Here is a 19291-nt window from a genome sequence, read left to right as displayed (position 1 = left end):
TAGATTTTTCTAAAACCTAATTTATAATATTATTTTTGAAATAGTTCAGACAAAAAATCTTCTTTTAGCATACACAAATTGAATACATTTGTGATATGATTAAAAGCTTCTGAAAGTGGTAAATGAGCGGTTTTCCAACCTTGTCCATCTGTAACCCACACAAATTCTACATTATCGTTCGAAGTTATTACAAATTGGCTCAATTCCGTAAACTCGCCAGCTACAGCCTTAAGTTTGCTGCCTCCGCCACCGTAGTAATTTGTTTCAATTAGCCAAACTTTATGTTTCTTTTTGGAATATACTACCACATCGAAACGTCGTTCAGACTTATCAACAGGAACTATAATATTCCATTTCTCTTTGATAAATGGAGCTGTAGCTTGAGCTTTCCATTCTAATTCTAATTCGTTTGCTATTTTATCAATATGACGTTCTAAAATACCTTCCATAGTTGTTCCACTACGGTTTTTTCTAGCATTGCTATCCAATCCAGCTTCCACCCCATAAACATAATCCACTAACGAACGGTTAGCGTTGTTTTGAAGGAAATTCAATAATCCAGATTTTTCAGTAAAATCAACATACTCCTTAATCTTGTTAGTATCAATTTTCGAAAAATTGAGTCGCTCAAAACTCATATTATCTTGCTCATCGATAGAAAGAATATCTAAAATTTTATCACGGCTAGCAATTAAACTTGGAATTGCCCTAAGTAGGTCGGGTTGTTTAGTGAACAGAGATAGAGCTTCGTTATAAATAGAATCTTTACCTATCAGGTAGTTAAGGGTGTTTAGCTCTAACTCAAACTGTTTAGTCTCACGATTAACCTTCTCCCAATTGACATAATATTCAGGTGTACGATTTGTTACAGATAAACTTGATAAAAATTCTTTAAGTCTTTCTTCTGACGATAATTCTAGATAATCATTTAGTTTCATAATATCCCCTCGTTTCTTTCCTTTTCTAATCTTGTCTTGGCTATTTTTAAGTAATCTTTTTCTGCGTCAATTCCTATAAATTTTCTACCTAATCTTTTAGCAACCACACCTGTCGTTCCACTACCAACGAAAGGATCCAGAATATAATCATCTTCTTGAGTGGAAGCTAGAATAATTCGTTCCAGCAAATATTCAGGTTTCTGCGTAGGATGCTTACCAGCCCATTTCTCAGTTTGCTTTGTGAGCGGACCAGTCCAGACATCTTTCATTTGTTTACCATCATTTATTTCTTTCATCAAGTCATAGTTGTAATAGTGACGAGCTTTTTTATCAGCTTTCCTAGCCCAAAGAATGGTTTCGGTAGAATGCGTAAAATATCGACAAGAAAGATTTGGAGCTGGATTAGTTTTTTGCCAAGTAATATTATTAAGAATCTTAAATCCTTCTTGTTCTAAAGCCATTCCAACCGAATAAATATTATGAAAACTACCTGAAATCCAAATTGTGCCATTAGGTTTTAAGACTTTTTTAGCAAGATTTATCCAACGTCGGTTGAAATCATGTTTTTCTTCTAACGAAGATATTTTATCCCAATCACCTTTATCAACTGATACTACTTGACCTCCTGAGTTAGAGAAACCTCCATTACTCAAAAAATAAGGCGGATCTGCGAAAATCATGTCCATACTTTCAGGTTTCATTTTCGAAAGGAACTCAAAAGTATCGGCATGTACAAGAATTGATTTGTTTTTATTATAGTATGGCTTTGTCATTAAAACACCTCCATACTTATATTCGTTATTTATCATAGTTGGTTACAATAATCTCATCAATTTTTCCACGACTTGAAGATTTAGCTCCATTAGTCCGGGTAGCAGAGACTTTATGTATATTAAAATCTTTATACAACTCTCCAACTAATGGGCTAGAAGAATTCGATAACATAACGTAGGCGCCTTTTTCATCTAGCTTTTTAAAAGTGTCTCTCAAACGAACTTGGTCTTCGTAAGAGAATCCCTCGTGTGTATAAGAAGTAAAAGAGCTTGTCTCAGAAAGTGGAATGTAGGGTGGGTCAAAGTAAACAAAGTCCCCAGCTTCAACATCTTTAACGGCTTCTTCAAAATCTCCATTTAAAATATGAATAGTGTTCTCATTTAAATATTGAGAAATAGATACAATCAAATCTGAATCTACAATTTGGGGATTTTTATAGCGACCATACGGGACATTAAACTGATTTTTTGAATTTACACGGTATAATCCATTAAAATTTACACGTAGCATATACATAATGCGAGCAGCTCTCTCAACATTATTCATTTTTTCAATTCTGCTGTCCCTATCAGCAGAACGCAAGTTCAAATAGTATTCCTTCGAATTGCTTTCCTTGTGCTTAGATAACGATTTAATTAGCTCAGAAGGATTATCTTTAATTTGTTGATAACAATTGATTAATTCACTATTAAAATCATTTATGATCGCATCTTTAGGAGCAAGTTCAAAAAACAAAGCTCCACCACCAACAAACGGCTCAAAATAACGATTATAAGATTCTGGCATAAGAGATTTGATTACGGAAAGAAGCTGACGCTTTCCACCAGTCCATTTTGTAAAAGGGCGTAAAGCCTGCTTACTATTAAGTATTGATTTCATACCTACAATTATACCACATATCACCACTGAATTAAATCAGTTAAAGTCAACTCAATACCTCAACATTTACAACTGAAATCTTAACACTAGACTCAGATAACTTCTCTCTATAGCTATTCGCTAGCTCTCTAAAAAATTCATCATCTGTTTCAATATCTAAAATCTCTATCAGAGCCTTGGCGGTGTCGGTTAAATGAAAAGCACTATATTCAAATGTTAGAATATCGTTGGAATCAGTCGTAAAAGTTAAAACTAAATTGTCATTTTGAAAACCAGACAGTATCTCTAAGTTTATGGCGAGAATTTCCAAATATACAGAACTTCCAGAACTAACCGTTGAAATCATAAATGAGCTGATTGATAAGATTGTGATACAAAAACCAACAGGAACGAAACGCAATCGAATCATTCAGATAGATATTTACTACAATTTCATCGGAAAACTAAACAACGAAAAAAGCGAGCCGGATAATCTGACTCGCTAATATTACCTAATCACTAAACTGCTGGGTGTCAGGTTACCTTTGGAGGAGCATTTCTTTTTATAAAATTTATCAAGCAAACGACCAACTATCTCATCTTTTTTCTACCTCTACCAATATGCGTGATAGGTAGTAATGATAGCCAAAAACAGCAAGACCAAGTAAGAGGATAAGAGCTCCTACTCCCAAGCTGATGGCAAGGATAGTAGAGAGAGACTGAACCAAGAATATGCTCACAAGAGATGAAATCGACAAGATAACACCATAAATTAAGAGTAAAACCATTTTGACTATACCATTTGAACGATTGACCAGGTCCGTAATGCTACTCCAATTGGTTGACAGATTTTTCACATCCTTAAAATAATGGTGACAAGAAAGGATGACACTGGCAAAGATCCATGCCACAAGAAGGTAAATCATCGAAAGGATGGGCAATCCTAAATAAAGGGAAAGACCAAGTAAAGTCAAGATAGGTAAAAAGGACTGCACAGCAAATATAATCCAAAATTTCACTTTCACGTAACGAGCAAAGTCAAAGGGCAAACTCTTCAGAAAATCAACATTTTCCCTCTCCAAGGATAAGGCAATTGAAGGCAGGCTGGTGATATTGTTATTGAAAACTGCTATAAGCACTCCTACAAAAAACAAGGGTAACCAGTATGGAGGATGAATGTCTGGAACTAACTGAGAATCTCGAATTTTGGAAATCAGACCGATCATCATGAGATAAGGAAGGAAAGCACTTGTAAAAAGCACTGTAATGACGCCAGTCCCCTGTCCCAAGAGGGAGAGGTTGTAGCGCAAAACCATGCGGAAAAATCCCTTTTTAGTAGTTGAAATCCTCTCTTTACTGCGTCGCTCTTTTATGATCTTCTCCTCACTGTTAAGCAGAATCACGTCATAAAAATGAGTAAGAACCTTCTTTTTGGTCAGGTAAAGCAAGAAAACAGTTAGAGAAATCCAAGCGAGCAGACCCACTAAGGCTTCTGTCGAAAAAGGCTCCACTGCTATTTTGTAAAAGAGATGAATAGGATAAAGGAGAGGTGGAATTTCTCTAGTCTGATCACCTATACCTCTAGAAGTAGACTGGACAAAGAAGAAAAATAATAAAGGCGTGAGAACCCCAATCCCAATCATCACATTGGCAAAAATAGACTGATACTTTCTGAAGACCGCAGTCTGAGCTAAGAAATGCACTACCACTACCATCACTAAAGTCACAGAGACAAATAATAAGGCCAAGGACAGTAGCATCAAAGGCAAACCCAGCCAAAGAGAAGGAGCTAGCCTAATGTAGAGAACTAAAAAATAAGCTAGCATTGGTACAATTCCAGCTAGAGCTGGCAAGAGGACCGACAACCCTTTAGCAATTATAATCTCTGATTCTTTAAAGGCATAGGGACTATAGGAGGCCAAATCCTTACTCTCATAAAAGACATTGTAAAAGGCAGTGAAAGCCGTTGAAAAGGCAAGCACCAGTAAAAAAGAAACCATCGAACTAAAATAGATAGGCATTTCCTCAAAAGGAAAATGAATGGCTATATTTATAAACAAGATGAACATCAAGAGGCTGGAAAAAAAGTAAGAACGTAGGATTTTAGCTGAAACATTTACTTTTTTCCCAGGATTTTTAGCCTGCTTCTTTCGTAAGTTAGCCAGATTCACTTCTTTAGATGAATAGAGGATATTGATATCAACTAATTTTTTAATGACCTTGAGACGCATCCGTAACCTCCTCTTTTCTACCGGCAAGGCTAAGGTAGATACTTTCCAAAGACAGGTCTGGATGGTCTTTTCTCAAGTCCTCTACGCTACCACAATAAATCAAATGCCCCTTTTTCAAAATGGCAATCCGATCACAGACTTGCTCGGCCACCTCTAGGACATGGGTTGAAAACAAGACTGTCTTGCCTTTTTGTGCATGTTCCTTCATCATTTGCTTCAAATCAAAGGCAGCCTGGGGATCCAAACCAGTCAAGGGTTCGTCCAAGACCCAAATATCAGGATCAGACAAGAGTGCCCCAATTACAAAGACTTTCTGACGCATTCCGTGAGAAAGGGTTTCAATAACCTGATAGCGGTTTTCAGCAAAATCAAAAACACTTAATAGCCTAGCTAGACTAGCCTCCAAATCAGAGCTAGTCAGATCATAGGATGAAGCAATCAATTCCCAAAATTCATTGGCCGTTAAGCGTAAAAATAAGTCAGGCGAGTCTGCTACATAACCAATCTTTCGTTTGATAGCCAAGCGATTTTCCGATAAATCTAAACCATCTACCAAGATACGACCACTGCTGGGCGAAATGATACTGACTAGAGACTTTATGGTGGTCGATTTTCCAGCCCCATTATGGCCAATCAAGCCCATAATCTCTCCATTTTCAATCTGCAGATTGAGATTGCTCAAAGCCTCTTTATCACCATACAACTTACTAACATTTTGAAATTCAATCATGAGCTGACTCCTAGCTTTATCTATGTATTTTACTATTATAATAGCACTTTCATTTTAAAAATCAACATTTTATATAAAATAGTCAAAAACTTATTATTTAGTATTACGCAAACGTTTGAGTCAAGAGATACTTTATGATAGAATAAAGAACAAGATTGACAAGTAAGAGGAAAAATCATGCAAAATCAAACACTTATGCAATACTTTGAATGGTATCTCCCCCACGACGGCCAGCACTGGACGCGTCTAGCTGAAGATGCTCAACACTTAGCTGATCTCGGTATTAGCCATGTCTGGATGCCACCAGCTTTTAAGGCAACCAATGAAAAAGATGTAGGCTATGGTGTCTATGACTTATTTGACTTAGGAGAGTTTAATCAAAAAGGAACTGTCCGCACCAAGTATGGTTTTAAAGAAGATTATCTTCAAGCCATTCAAGCTCTAAAAGCGCAGGGAATCCAGCCTATGGCCGATGTGGTGCTCAACCACAAGGCTGCAGCCGATCATATGGAAGCCTTTCAGGTTATCGAAGTGGATCCTGTAGACCGTACAGTTGAACTTGGAGAACCCTTCACTATCAATGGCTGGACTAGCTTTACCTTCGATGGCCGCCAAGATACCTACAATGACTTCCACTGGCACTGGTACCACTTCACAGGTACAGACTACGATGCCAAACGTCGTAAATCTGGCATTTATCTCATCCAAGGTGATAACAAGGGCTGGGCAAATGAGGAATTAGTCGATAACGAAAACGGAAATTACGACTACCTCATGTATGCTGACCTAGACTTTAAACATCCTGAGGTCATCCAAAATCTCTATAACTGGGCAGACTGGTTCATGGAAACGACTGGTGTAGCTGGTTTTCGCTTGGATGCAGTCAAACACATCGATTCTTTCTTTATGCGCAATTTCATCCGTGATATGAAGGAAAAATATGGTCAAGATTTCTATGTTTTTGGTGAATTCTGGAATCCTGACAAGGAAGCCAATCTGGACTATCTTGAAAAAACGGAAGAACGCTTTGACCTTGTCGATGTTCGTCTCCACCAGAATCTCTTTGAAGCCAGTCAAGCTGGCGCAGACTATGACCTTCGTGGCATTTTCACAGATAGCTTGGTTGAACTCAAACCTGACAAGGCGGTGACTTTTGTCGACAATCATGATACCCAACGAGGTCAGGCTCTTGAATCGACTGTTGAAGAGTGGTTCAAACCAGCAGCCTATGCCCTCATTCTGTTACGCCAAGATGGCCTTCCATGTGTCTTTTATGGAGATTACTATGGGATTTCAGGGCAGTATGCTCAAGAAGATTTCAAAGAAGTCCTTGACCGCCTCCTAGCCATCCGAAAAGACTTGGCCTATGGAGAACAAAAAGACTACTTTGACCATGCTAACTGTATCGGTTGGGTACGTTCAGGTGCTGAAAACCAATCCCCAATCGCAGTCTTGATTTCAAATGACCAAGAAAAGAGCAAGTCAATGTTTGTCGGCCAAGAGTGGGCTAACCAAACCTTTGTAGATCTACTTGAAAACCACCAAGGTCAAGTTACAATCGATGAGGAAGGTTATGGACAATTCCCAGTTTCAGCTAGATCCGTAAGTGTCTGGGCATCCAATACTATCTAATAGCTTATAAGCATCAAGCCAGATCCAATCGGATTTGGCTTTTTTGTGTATGCAAAAAGATCTACCCAAATGGATAGATCTTTACTTATACTCTTCGAAAATCTCTTCAAACCACGTCAACGTCGCCTTGCCGTACTCAAGTACAGCCTGCGGCTAGTTTCCTAGTTTGCTCTTTGATTTTCATTGAGTATTAATTACAATTTACCTGCTACTGCATCCAACAATTCTTGGATTTTAGCTTGGTTGCTTCCTCCTGCCATGGCCATGTCTGGTTTTCCACCACCACGTCCATCAACGATTGGTGCTAATTCTTTGACAAGGTTTCCTGCATGAAGGTCTTTTGTCTTGCTTGCTACAAGGACATTGACTTTGTCACCGATAGCAGCAACAAGGACAAGAAGATCAGAGTAGTCTTTTTGTTTCCAGTTATCTGCAAAAGTACGAAGGGCACCAGCATCCGATACAGATACTTGGCTAGCGATATAACGATGACCGTTTGCTTCCTTAACGTCCTTGAAGATATCGCCTGCGGCTGCAGCTGCGGCTTTTTCTTTCAATTCAGCATTTTCTTTTTGAAGTTGACGAAGTTGTTCTTGAAGACCTTCTACCTTGTGAGGGACTTCCTTGACTTGCGGTGCTTTCAAGGTTGCTGCGACAGCTTTAAGAGCATCTTCTTGTTCACGGTAGGCTTCAAAGGCTTCCTTACCAGTTACTGCCAAGATACGGCGAGTTCCTGAACCAATACCTTCTTCTTTGACAATCTTGAAGAGACCAATCTCAGAAGTGTTGCCAACGTGGGTACCACCACAAAGCTCGATAGAGTAGTCACCAATTGTCACGACACGAACTTCCTTGCCGTATTTCTCACCAAAGAGGGCCATGGCTCCCATTTCCTTAGCAGTGTCAATATCCGTTTCAACTGTCTTAACGTCAAGGGCTTCCCAGATTTTCTCGTTGACTTGCTGTTCAATCGCACGCAAATCTTCAGCAGTCACAGCTTGGAAATGCGTAAAGTCAAAGCGTAGGAATTCTACTTCATTAAGAGATCCTGCTTGTGTTGCGTGGTTTCCAAGGATGTTATGAAGGGCAGCGTGAAGCAAGTGAGTCGCAGTGTGGTTTTTCATAACACGGTGACGACGATTGCTATCAATTGCCAAGGTATATTCTTGGTTCAAGGCAAGCGGTGCAAGGACTTCAACCGTATGAAGAGCTTGTCCGTTTGGAGCTTTTTGAACATTGGTCACAGTGGCTACGACCTTACCTGACCCATCCAAGATTTGTCCATGGTCAGCTACCTGTCCACCCATTTCAGCGTAGAATGGAGTTTCCGCAAAGATAAGTGAGGCAGTTCCTTCTGAAACAGCTTCTACTTCTGCATTGTCAGCCACGATCGCTACTAATTTAGAAGATAATTGTGATGCTTCATAGTTAAAGCGACTTTCCACAGTGATGTTTTGAAGGGTTTCATTTTGCATCCCCATTGAACCACCCTTGACAGCAGATGCACGCGCACGTTCTTGCTGTTCTTTCATGGCTGCTTCAAAACCTTCACGGTCGACAGTCATACCAGCTTCTTCAGCGATTTCTTCAGTCAATTCAACTGGGAATCCATAAGTGTCATAAAGTTTAAATACATCTGAACCAGCGATAACAGATTGACCTTTTTCTTTCAAGTCAGCTACGATGCCTTGGGCAAAATGTTGACCTGAGTGAAGAGTACGAGCAAATGACTCTTCTTCGCTCTTAACGATTTTTTCGATAAAGTCACGTTTTTCAAGCACTTCTGGATAGTAGCTTTCCATGATTTTCCCAACAGTTGGAACCAGTTTGTAAAGGAAAGGCTCGTTGATACCCAATTTTTGACCGTGCATAGAAGCACGACGGAGCAAACGACGAAGAACATAACCACGACCTTCATTTCCTGGAAGGGCACCATCACCAATGGCAAATGAAAGAGAACGGATGTGGTCAGCGATGACTTTGAAGCTCATGTTGTCGCCATCTTGGTCGTAAACCTTACCAGACAATTTCTCAACTTCACGAATGATTGGCATGAAGAGGTCAGTTTCAAAGTTTGTCTTAGCCCCTTGAATAACTGCCACCAAACGCTCCAAACCAGCGCCCGTATCAATGTTCTTGTGTGGCAATTCCTTGTACTCGCTACGAGGAACAGCAGGATCCGCGTTAAATTGTGACAAAACGATGTTCCAGATTTCGATATAACGGTCGTTTTCAATATCTTCTGCAAGAAGGCGAAGACCGATATTTTCTGGGTCAAAAGCTTCTCCACGGTCAAAGAAAATCTCTGTATCAGGTCCAGAAGGCCCAGCACCGATTTCCCAGAAGTTGTCCTCAATAGGAATCAAGTGACTTGGATCCACTCCCACTTCAATCCAACGGTTGTAAGAATCTTTATCGTCTGGATAGTAGGTCATGTACAGTTTTTCAGCTGGGAAGTCAAACCACTCAGGGCTTGTCAAAAGCTCATAAGCCCAAGTGATAGCCTCATCACGGAAGTAATCCCCAATAGAGAAATTCCCCAACATTTCAAACATGGTATGGTGACGTGCTGTCTTCCCTACGTTTTCGATGTCGTTAGTACGAATCGCTTTTTGGGCATTAGTAATACGTGGATTTTCAGGGATAATGGTTCCATCAAAGTATTTCTTAAGGGTTGCTACCCCAGAGTTGATCCACAAAAGAGTTGGATCATTTACAGGAACCAAACTCACTGATGGTTCTACTGAGTGACCTTTAGTCGCCCAGAAGTCAAGCCACATTTGGCGTACTTGTGCACTAGATAGTTGTTTCATATTGTCTCCTTATTGCTTGTTTAATTTGATTGACTTTCCAGCATTTCCACATAGTCAATAGCGACACAGAGGGAAATGACTAGATCTGCATAAGCGTCCTCCAGAACCGTTACGGTATAGGTAGAGGTCAGATGAAAGAGTTCTTTCCTGATTTCCGCAATCAACTGATCACGATCATCCAGTAGTTTGAAATTCAAATCCCAGATATTGCCCTCGATACGAAGACCCAGATTATCAAACTCATACTTATCTCGCCAGAAGGTCAACTTCTTACGAATTACAAAACTCGATCCATCCTGAAGCTGAATCTCAAAACGAGGAAGTAGAGTCCAAATCTCTTTACTAATCTCACTGACTTGGTTACCAAATGCATCATAGATAGTAAAGGTTTTGGGAATTTTAAAAAATGATCCCTCTACCTGATAGGCGATTTCTCCCCTGTCATCCTTGATAGCAAAGCGCTCGCCTCCAAGACGAAACTTTTGTTTGACAAGAAATGTTTTCATCAACACATCCAAAAAATCAAAAGACAAGTTCATATCACGAAGGGCGAAAAACCGCGGTACCACCTTCATTCAATGAACTTGTCATTCTCTTATTCTTATGCAATTGTATGATTGAGTAGCATGACTTTCTAGCTTAGATGGCTCGCAGCACCGCCATTTCTCTGGACTAAGATGATTGAAAATCAATTCTCAACTTTCTTATTATATCTTTTTTTTAAGTCTGCGTCAACTGGAAATCATTCCCATTTAAATAACCCATTACCTACATCTCAGATTACTTTTTCAGAATATATTTTTTCTTACTGCTATCACTCTTTTTATCCCAACTTTTATTCCAAAGTTTTGAATTGTTAAAGATAGCTACGAAAATATTTGCAAATATAAAGAACCCTATCACCAAATGTATGGAATCAGTTGTTAGGTATTGTCGATCCAAGCCATCCTTTAAATGGAATAGTATAATTGTTTCGTCAACAATCAAAAAGGTTGGCCAATAACTTTTTTTGAAAAAGTAGATATCTTCATTTTTTGTTACCGCTTTCTGTAAGGTTAAGATTAGTATACTACTAGGCTAAAAAATAAGCAACCAGAATAGAAAAATATACAGTTAAAAAATTGCCTTCTATTTTTTAAAAAACGAACCAGCTCTAACTGATTCGTTTTCTTACGTTCTACTCCTACTTCCGATACATTTTAAACTGTAGGAAGAGGTCGCTATATTTGCCTGTCCATTTATGGTCAAATTTCTCATAAACTTCTAGGTGTTTCATGGTTTCAGCATCTGGATAGAAGGCCTTGTCTTCTTTTTTCTCCTCTGGGAGTAGTTCCTTAGCTGGTAGGTTTGGTGTTGAATAGCCGACATACTCCGCATTTTTAAGAGCATTTTCAGGTTTCAACATAAAATTGATAAAAGCATAGGCTGCATCTTGGTTTTTGACTGTTTTGGGAATGACCATATTGTCAAACCAAAGGTTGCTGGCCTCAGTCGGTACCACATAGCGTAGATTTTCATTTTTTTCTAGCATTTGGCTGGCTTCACCAGAGAAGGTCACACCGATAGCAGCATTGTTCTGGATCATGTAGCCCTTCATCTCGTCCGCCACAATAGCTTTGATATTTGGAGTCAACTTGTAGAGCTTATCTACTGTCTCTTCCAACTGCTGGCTATCCTTGGAGTTGAGGCTGTAGCCGAGGGAATTGAGTCCCAGTCCCAGCACCTCACGCGCCCCATCAAAGAGCATGATAGAGTTCTTATACTCTGGTTTCCAGAGGTCATCCCAATGCTCAGGCGCTTCATCTACCATAGTTTCATTGTAGACAATTCCCAGTGTTCCCCAGAAGTAAGGAATGGAGAATTTATTGCCTGGGTCAAAGGACTGGTTGAGGAACTCTGGTCCGATATTTTCGATTCCTTCAAGTTTTGAATAGTCAAGCGGTACCAAGAGGTCTTCGTCCTTCATCTTGTTAATCATGTATTCACTAGGGATGGCAATATCGTAGGTCGTTCCACCTTGCTTAATCTTGGTATACATGGCTTCGTTGGAGTCAAAGGTCTCGTACTGGACTTGGATGCCTGTTTCTTCTGTGAATTGCTCCAAGAGTTCTGGATCGATGTAGTCTCCCCAGTTGTAAATGACCAGTTTTTGACTATCTCGACTATTGATTTTACTATCTAGATGCGTCGCAATTCCCCACAAGACCAGGATAATGGCTACAATTCCTGCTAAAAATGAATAGAGTTTTTTCATGCTTGCTCCTCCTTCTCACGTGAGATAAAGTAATAACCAACAACTAGGATAATACTAAAGAGAAAGACAAGGGCAGACAGGGCATTGATTTCTAACGAAATCCCCTTCCGAGCACGAGAGTAAATCTCGACTGATAGGGTTGAAAAGCCATTTCCCGTTACAAAGAAGGTCACAGCAAAGTCATCTAGAGAATAGGTGAAGGCCATGAAATAACCTGCAATGATAGACGGAGTCAGGTAAGGAAGCATGATTTCCTTGAACATCTGAAATTGACTGGCACCAAGGTCATAGGCCGCATGAATCATGTCCCCATTCATTTCCTTGAGTCGAGGCAAGACCATCAAGACCACGATAGGAATCGAGAAAGCCACGTGACTAGATAGAACGGTCAAAAAGCCAAGTGAAAACTTGAGTTGAGTAAAAAGAATCAAGAAGCTGGCACCAATCATAACGTCAGGCGCAACCATGAGGATATTATTGAGTGATAGAAAAGCTTCTTGGTATTTCTTACGAGACTGGTAAATGTAAATAGCTCCAAAAGTCCCGATAATGGTCGCTATCAATGCTGACAGAAAGGCCAAGAAAAAGGTCTGGGTCACAATTAACATAAGGCGACCATCGCCAAACATGGTTTTAAAATGGCTCAAGCTAAAGCCTGTAAAGCTGTTCATGTCGTTGCCTGCATTAAAGGCGTAGCCAATCAAGTAAAAAATCGGCAGGTAGAGGACAAGAAAGACCAGTCCCAGATAAAGGTTGGCAAATTTTTTCATCGTTCTCTCCTTTCCTTGGTCACCCACATGGTGATGAACATGGTCAGAATGAGAATCACACCGATGGTAGAACCCATACCGTAGTTGTCATTTGTCAGGAAGTTCTGCTCAATAGCCGTTCCCAGCGTAATAACACGGTTCCCACCAATCAAACGGGTCAGCATGAAGAGACTCAAGCTTGGAATAAAGACCGACTGAACTCCACTTCGCACACCATTCATCGATAGAGGGAAGATGACATGACGGAAGGTCTCCCACTTGGTCGCACCGAGGTCGTAGCTGGCATTGATGAGGTTGTTATCCATATCGTCCAAGACATTGAAAATCGGCAATATCATAAAGGGAAGCTCGATGTAGCTTGCGACAAAGATAAAGGAGAAATCGGTAAAGAGCAACTGTTGCGAACCGATTCCGATAAATTCAAGGAATTGGTTAATAGAGCCATTTTGACCAAAGATCCCGATAAAGGCATAAGCCTTAAGAAGAAGGTTGATCCAAGTTGGCAGGATAATCAGCATGAGCCATAGTTGACGGTGCTTGAGACGGGTCAAAAAGAGGGCTGTTGGATAACTGATAAGCAAGGTCACAAAGGTCACAATTCCTGCATAGAGTACAGAGTTGAAACTCATTTTTAGGTAGGTCAAGTTTTGTGACGCAAAGTAGGACTTATAATTTTCTAAACTAAACTGGCCTTCAATGTTGAAAAAAGATTGTCCGAAAATCAAGACCAAGGGTGCCAATACAAAGAGGGCAATCCAGAGCATGTAGGGCACTACAAAGAGTTTAGAGCTTGTTTTCTTCATCTCTCTCCTCCTCGATTGCATTGATCAGACCTGCTTCTTGCTCTTCGATTTCCACATATTCTTCGATACGGGCATCAAACTCTTCTTCGGTTTCGTTAAGGCGCATGATGTGGATGTCTTCTGGTTCAAAGTCCAGACCGATTTCCTCACCCACGATGGCCTTACGAGTCGAGTGGATCATCCATTCATTTCCAAGTTCGTCATAGGCGATAATTTCATAGTGCACCCCACGGAATAGCTGGGTATCGACCTTAACTTGGAGCTTGCCTTCTTCAGGAAGGGTAATCCGCAAGTCCTCTGGACGAATCACGACTTCAACAGGTTCATTTGGCTTCATCCCACCATCGACCGCTTCAAAGCGTTTGCCGTTAAACTCAACCAAGTAGTCCTCAATCATGGTTCCTGGCAAGATATTTGACTCACCGATAAAGGTGGCAACAAAGTGGTTGATTGGCTCATCGTAGATATCTACTGGTGTTCCAGACTGGACAATCTCGCCATCATTCATGACAAAAATCCAGTCACTCATAGCCAAGGCTTCTTCCTGATCGTGAGTAACAAAAACAAAGGTGATGCCCAATCGTTGTTGCAGTTCACGCAGTTCGTACTGCATGTCTGTTCGTAATTTCAAGTCCAGCGCTGACAGAGGCTCGTCCAGCAAGACCACACGGGGTTGATTGATGATGGCACGGGCAATGGCTACACGCTGACGTTGTCCTCCAGAGAGTTTACGGATAGAACGTTTTTCGTAACCTTCCAACTGAACCATCTTGAGAACTTCCGCTACGCGTTTCTCGATTTCTTTCTTGTCAATTTTACGCAAGCGGAGCGGAAAGGCAACATTTTCAAACACATTCATATGTGGAAACAAGGCATAGGATTGGAAGACTGTATGGACGTCTCGCTTGTTGGTTGGAATGTCATTGATACGGACACCATCCAGCAAAATATCTCCTGTCGTCGCATCCAGCAAACCTGCAATGATGTTAAGGATAGTTGATTTTCCTGAACCAGATGCGCCTAGAAGGGTGTAGAATTTCCCTTCTTCCAACTCAAAGTTGATGTCTTTGAGAACCTTGGTGTTGCTGTCTTCAAAAACTTTTGAGACGTTTTTGAATTCAATAATTGGTTTTTTCAATTGTCATTTATTCCTTCTTTTTCATAGATTAACAGATCAGGGCTCTGTCAGGCCGCTACTACCTCGTGTAGGAGATTGAACTGCCTACATTCTTCTGCACTAACGATAGGCTTTCACCCCCTTTCCATGATATAGCAGCAGCTTTTTAGCTAAAGTTTCCTACTTGCTTTCACCTAAAATACGGACCTCTCTCTCAAGAGTAACGCCAGAGTGTTCCTTGACTTTTTCGATCACAGACTCAATCAAGTCCTCGTAGTCTTTAGCCGTTCCGTCAGCAACATTAATCATAAATCCTGCGTGTTTTTCTGACACTTCTACGCCACCGATACGATAGCCTTTCAAACCAGCTTCTGAAATTAATTGACCTGCAAAATGACCAACAGGACGCTTAAAGACCGAACCACAAGATGGGTATTCTAAAGGTTGCTTGAGTTCACGTAGATGCGTCAAGCGATCCATTTCTTGCTTGATAACCTGATGACTTCCTGGAGCAAGGGCAAATTTAGCTGACAAGACAACTGCACCAGACTCCTGAATGGCTGAATGGCGATACCCGAAAGCCAAATCCTTGACAGACAGGGTCTCTATTTCTCCATCCTTGGTCAAGACCTTACAAGACTGCAAGATGTGGGCAATCTCGCCACCATAGGCACCCGCATTCATAAAGACAGCACCACCGACGCTCCCTGGAATACCACAAGCAAACTCAAAGCCAGTCAAACTATGACGAAGGGCAATGCGTGTCGTTTCAATCAAGTTAGCACCAGCTTCAGCTTCGATGGTATAGCCATCAACGGAAACATTATTGAGCTTGTCACACAAAATGACAAATCCACGAATCCCACCATCACGAACGATGATGTTGCTGGCATTCCCAAGAACCATCCAAGGGATATTTTCTTGATTGGCAAATTTAACAACGCGAGCCAACTCAAAATGATTTCGTGGAAAGACCAAATAATCGGCCTCTCCACCTACTTTTGTATAACTATAGCTATGCAAGGGTTCTTTAAAACGAATATCAATTCCTTCTAAAATTTCAAGCATTTTTTCTTTTACTGACATGACACTCTTCCTTTTACAAAATTCATTCCATTATACCATTTTTAAGACCATTTGACGACCCTAAAAAAATCTTGGGCTTATTTTAAATAAAAAAAGAGGTTTCCCCTCTTTTTATGATTTTTTGCAAAAGATAGCCTTTGTTCCATAGGCAAGCAGAACAAGTTCAAGTGCTAGGACAACTTCAACCAAGACAGGATTTGTCAGCCAGCCAACTTGGGCTAGAGATGGAGCTAGGTCAAAGAAGGCATGTAGTCCATAGGCCGCTAGGAGATAAATCCATTTCTTCTGGCGAACAGCTTGGTAAACCCAAACAGTCAAGAGTAATTGGAAACCTAGCGCCAAGATTCTCTCAAAACCAAGCAAATAAATCTGCCAGACTGATAGCGACTGAATGGTTTTCAACATATTTTCAGACAGCAATTGCATGACCTGTGGATTCTGAGTTTGAACTGCTGAGAGAACGATGTAGAGATTAATCAAACTAGTAAGACCTAGGAAAACCAACTCCAAGCCACCATGCCCCAATCCATAAGCCAAGGCATCTGCCTTTTCCAAACTTCTCTTTTTCTCCAACCATTTGAAGAAAATAAGACGAGCAGTTTCCTCAAAAAATGCTGCCATGGCTAGGCCATAGATGATATAGACAAGCGGATGGTCTTGCAAGAGGGCAATACTACCGTCTTTTTGAGGATGTAAAACCAAGATATGCACCAGTTTTTCTAAAATCTGTGAAGAGACAAAGAAGGCAACAGCCCCCAAGCCCAAGACAGCTAGATTAATCTGGTATTTCTTTTTGGCATACCAAATGCTCCCTATCAAGAAAGCCAGCAACAGCAACATGGTAATAATGATATGAATAGTCATTTTCTTCTCCTATTCTGCCTTTTCAATATCTTTTTTCATCTCGTCAACATTGAACTTAGCAAACAAGTATTGACGGTCTTGGACTGGGAAACGTTGATCCAATTGGTCAACAGCTCCCACTTCGATAATTCCTTCCTTGATGACAAAATCCATGACATGACCACCGAAGGTCAAATCATCTGAAATGAAGTGCAGATGGTAGCCTGCCACACTGACCCCATGGAAAATCTCAGGCGTCCAGAAACCAACGATGGTCCCCGCCACATTGTCACGACTATATTCCGGTTGATGGGTTGCGACCTCAGCAAACTTGGTATCTGGTGTCGACTTGGGAATCATGCGCACATGCATATGTGAAAATTCCCCCCGAATCTTGATAGAGCGGAAAAGATTTTCCCCATCATAATAAGACTCGATTCGCTCTTCCAATTCCTTGTCTGTCATCTCAAAGCGCTGGCGGAAAATGACCTCTGCCTGGTGCGGTACTACTGCTGCATAAGGAATAAGGGCATCTGGTGACACTTCTACAATTTCCGGTTGCTCTCCTGAGCCTTTGGCTTGATAAGCCTTGCCATCCAAAACAATCAATTCCCCATCAATGGAATCCAAGGTTCCCAAACCAAGGTCTCCATGCTCTAGCAATTCTCCTACTGTCATAGTACCACCATAAAGGCCGGCCATCAAGGCTCCAAGGGTATTGTATTGAAATAATTTCACTGGTTCCTGCACGTTCTTTTCCATTCACTTTCTTGTCTGTTATACTCAATGAAAATCAAAGACCAAACTAGGAAGCGAGCCGCAGATTGCTCAAAGCACTGCTTTGAGGTTGTAGATAAGACTGACGAAGTCAGCTCAAAACACTGTTTTGAGGTTGTGGATAGAACTGACGAAGTCAGTAACCATATCTACGGCAAGGTGAAGCTGACGTGGTTTGAAGAGATTTTCGAAGAATATTATTCTATAAATGTTACTCCTAAGTATACCACATTTGCCCCTAGATGTGAACGATAGAAACACTCTAGACATTGCCAAGAAGGAAAAAAAAAGGTACAATGTAACAAAATCAAGGGAGGTCTGGAATGAAGAAACAAAGCAAGTACCAAGAGGTTGTTTCCTATCTGAAAAATAGTATCGAGTCTGGACGTTTTCCAACGGGAAGTCGCCTGCCTTCTATCCGTCAACTGAGCCTTGACTTTCACTGTAGCAAGGACACCATTCAACGAGCCCTGCTGGAATTACGGCATGAACAATACCTCTATGCCAAGCCCCAGAGTGGTTACTATGTCCTAGAACAAGGGCAACACCAGGATCTAGAAATCGAAGTCACTGACGAACATGCCAGCGCCTATGACGATTTCCGACTCTGTGTCAATGAAACCTTGATTGGACGAGAAAACTACCTCTTCAACTACTATGAAAACCAAGAAGGTTTAGAAGACCTAAGACAGTCCATTCATAAACTCCTCTTTGACCAAGCCCTCTACTGTAAGGCTGACCAACTTGTACTGACTTCTGGAACCCAACAAGCCCTGTTTATCCTCTCTCAAATTTCCTTTCCTAGCCAAGCAAAGGAAATCTTGGTGGAACAGCCGACCTACCATCGGATGAATCGCCTCTTGATTGCACAGGGTCTGGACTATCAAACGATTGAACGAGGCATTGATGGAATTGACTTGGAAGAGCTGGAAGACCACTTCAAAACAGGAAAAATTAAGTTTTTCTATACTATTCCTCGTTTTCACTATCCTTTGGGGCATTCCTATTCAGAGCAGGACAAACGGGCTATTCTTGACTTAGCTACCAAGTACGGTGTCTATATCGTAGAGGATGACTATCTGGGGGATTTAGACTCCAAAAAGGGCCAGACCTTCCACTATCTAGATACAGAGGAGCGCGTCATTTATATCAAGTCCTTCTCAACCAGCCTCTTTCCAGCCCTGCGGATTACTGCTCTCATTCTGCCAAATGCTATCAAGGAAGCCTTTGTGGCCTACAAAAATATCCTAGACTACGACAGCAACCTCATCATGCAAAAGGCCCTGTCACTCTATATTGACAGTCAATTATTTGAGAAAAATCGCCTAGCTCGCTTATCCAATCAGGAAGACTACCAAAAACAAATCGAGGAAAGACTAGATAACACTCCTTGTCCCCTTCCTCACTTTCCCCTACACGATGGTTTATTACTTGATCTCAGACAGTATCCTAAAATCGCCAGTCTCAAACACAGTCAACTGGGCTTAGACTTCTTTGAAGAGGCCTATTTAAGCACCTGTCCTTATCAATTTGCCAAGGTGTCCTTAGACAATCTGGAAAATGTTTTAGACTATTTAAAAGCAGAATTGGATTGACTTCCAACTCTGCTTTTTTCTTATACTCTTCGAAAATCAAATTCAAACCACGTCAGCGTCGCCTTACCGT

18 protein-coding genes are annotated in these 19291 nt (G+C 40.9%); 3 read left to right on the top strand and 15 right to left on the bottom strand.

Annotation, left to right across the window (positions count from 1 at the left end; genetic code table 11):
• Window positions 1-29: 29 nt before the first annotated feature.
• Genes ACERDH_RS04170 through ACERDH_RS04160 form a run of 3 tightly spaced genes read right to left on the bottom strand, consistent with a single transcriptional unit; the run spans window position 30 to window position 2591 of the window.
• Entirely contained in the window at window positions 30-938 is a 909-nt protein-coding gene (locus tag ACERDH_RS04170; RefSeq protein WP_150922570.1) for a type II restriction endonuclease, read from the bottom strand.
• A complete protein-coding gene (locus ACERDH_RS04165; RefSeq protein ID WP_150922569.1) occupies window positions 935-1747 on the bottom strand; it encodes a DNA-methyltransferase in 813 nt (270 codons plus the stop codon). Before ACERDH_RS04165 ends, ACERDH_RS04170 begins: the two co-directional genes overlap by 4 nt.
• Complete coding sequence (locus tag ACERDH_RS04160) at window positions 1737-2591, bottom strand: DNA adenine methylase (protein ID WP_150922568.1); 855 nt, start codon at window positions 2589-2591, stop codon at window positions 1737-1739. Before ACERDH_RS04160 ends, ACERDH_RS04165 begins: the two co-directional genes overlap by 11 nt.
• 293 nt (window positions 2592-2884) lie before the next feature.
• Between ACERDH_RS04160 and ACERDH_RS04155 the strand changes: the two genes are divergently transcribed.
• On the top strand, window positions 2885-3076 hold the full coding sequence (locus ACERDH_RS04155) for a DUF4368 domain-containing protein (protein ID WP_150922567.1): 192 nt from the start codon (window positions 2885-2887) through the stop codon (window positions 3074-3076).
• Between the two features lie 90 nt (window positions 3077-3166).
• Here ACERDH_RS04155 and ACERDH_RS04150 read toward each other — a convergent pair whose 3' ends face one another.
• Window positions 3167-4801, bottom strand: coding sequence for a hypothetical protein (locus ACERDH_RS04150; RefSeq protein WP_386680524.1), 1635 nt, complete (start codon window positions 4799-4801; stop codon window positions 3167-3169).
• On the bottom strand, window positions 4782-5531 hold the full coding sequence (locus ACERDH_RS04145; protein WP_386680521.1) for an ABC transporter ATP-binding protein: 750 nt from the start codon (window positions 5529-5531) through the stop codon (window positions 4782-4784). Before ACERDH_RS04145 ends, ACERDH_RS04150 begins: the two co-directional genes overlap by 20 nt.
• Before the next feature lie 177 nt (window positions 5532-5708).
• On the opposite strand from ACERDH_RS04145, the gene ACERDH_RS04140 reads away from it, so the two are divergent.
• Window positions 5709-7163, top strand: coding sequence for an alpha-amylase (locus ACERDH_RS04140; protein WP_049487321.1), 1455 nt, complete (start codon window positions 5709-5711; stop codon window positions 7161-7163).
• Window positions 7164-7357: 194 nt separating this feature from the next.
• Here ACERDH_RS04140 and alaS read toward each other — a convergent pair whose 3' ends face one another.
• The 10 genes from alaS to budA all read right to left on the bottom strand — a co-directional run bounded on the left by alaS (window position 7358) and on the right by budA (window position 17611).
• Window positions 7358-9976, bottom strand: a complete 2619-nt coding sequence (gene alaS / locus ACERDH_RS04135; protein WP_049488602.1) for an alanine--tRNA ligase — start codon at window positions 9974-9976, stop codon at window positions 7358-7360.
• 20 nt (window positions 9977-9996) lie between these two features.
• Window positions 9997-10482, bottom strand: a complete 486-nt coding sequence (locus tag ACERDH_RS04130) for an LURP-one-related/scramblase family protein (RefSeq protein ID WP_049488628.1) — start codon at window positions 10480-10482, stop codon at window positions 9997-9999.
• Window positions 10483-10756: 274 nt separating this feature from the next.
• On the bottom strand, window positions 10757-10999 hold the full coding sequence (locus ACERDH_RS04125; protein ID WP_125443005.1) for a hypothetical protein: 243 nt from the start codon (window positions 10997-10999) through the stop codon (window positions 10757-10759).
• Window positions 11000-11159: 160 nt separating this feature from the next.
• Window positions 11160-12230, bottom strand: a complete 1071-nt coding sequence (locus ACERDH_RS04120; RefSeq protein WP_368080367.1) for an ABC transporter substrate-binding protein — start codon at window positions 12228-12230, stop codon at window positions 11160-11162.
• Window positions 12227-13000, bottom strand: coding sequence for an ABC transporter permease (locus ACERDH_RS04115; protein ID WP_000712740.1), 774 nt, complete (start codon window positions 12998-13000; stop codon window positions 12227-12229). Before ACERDH_RS04115 ends, ACERDH_RS04120 begins: the two co-directional genes overlap by 4 nt.
• Window positions 12997-13803 carry an ABC transporter permease gene (locus ACERDH_RS04110; RefSeq protein WP_000753801.1) on the bottom strand — a complete coding sequence of 269 codons (807 nt, stop codon included), beginning with the start codon at window positions 13801-13803 and terminating at the stop codon, window positions 12997-12999. Before ACERDH_RS04110 ends, ACERDH_RS04115 begins: the two co-directional genes overlap by 4 nt.
• The gene (locus ACERDH_RS04105; protein ID WP_000742895.1) at window positions 13784-14941 is read right to left on the bottom strand and encodes an ABC transporter ATP-binding protein; all 1158 of its coding nucleotides are present in this window, start codon (window positions 14939-14941) and stop codon (window positions 13784-13786) included. The genes ACERDH_RS04110 and ACERDH_RS04105 overlap by 20 nt, the downstream gene beginning before the upstream one ends.
• A 159-nt stretch (window positions 14942-15100) precedes the next feature.
• Entirely contained in the window at window positions 15101-16006 is a 906-nt protein-coding gene (murB, locus tag ACERDH_RS04100) for a UDP-N-acetylmuramate dehydrogenase (protein WP_247931918.1), read from the bottom strand.
• Window positions 16007-16117: 111 nt separating this feature from the next.
• Window positions 16118-16870 carry a YhfC family intramembrane metalloprotease gene (locus ACERDH_RS04095; RefSeq protein WP_269796307.1) on the bottom strand — a complete coding sequence of 251 codons (753 nt, stop codon included), beginning with the start codon at window positions 16868-16870 and terminating at the stop codon, window positions 16118-16120.
• Between the two features lie 9 nt (window positions 16871-16879).
• A complete protein-coding gene (gene budA / locus ACERDH_RS04090; protein WP_386680420.1) occupies window positions 16880-17611 on the bottom strand; it encodes an acetolactate decarboxylase in 732 nt (243 codons plus the stop codon).
• 338 nt (window positions 17612-17949) lie between these two features.
• Between budA and ACERDH_RS04085 the strand changes: the two genes are divergently transcribed.
• Window positions 17950-19221: an aminotransferase-like domain-containing protein gene (locus tag ACERDH_RS04085; protein ID WP_386680417.1), complete on the top strand. Its 1272-nt coding sequence runs from the start codon at window positions 17950-17952 to the stop codon at window positions 19219-19221.
• Window positions 19222-19291 lie beyond the last annotated feature (70 nt).

The sequence above is a fragment of the Streptococcus bovismuti genome, assembly GCF_042436615.2.
Classification (GTDB): Bacteria; Bacillota; Bacilli; order Lactobacillales; family Streptococcaceae; genus Streptococcus.
This window is presented reverse-complemented; position numbering and strand designations above follow the sequence as displayed.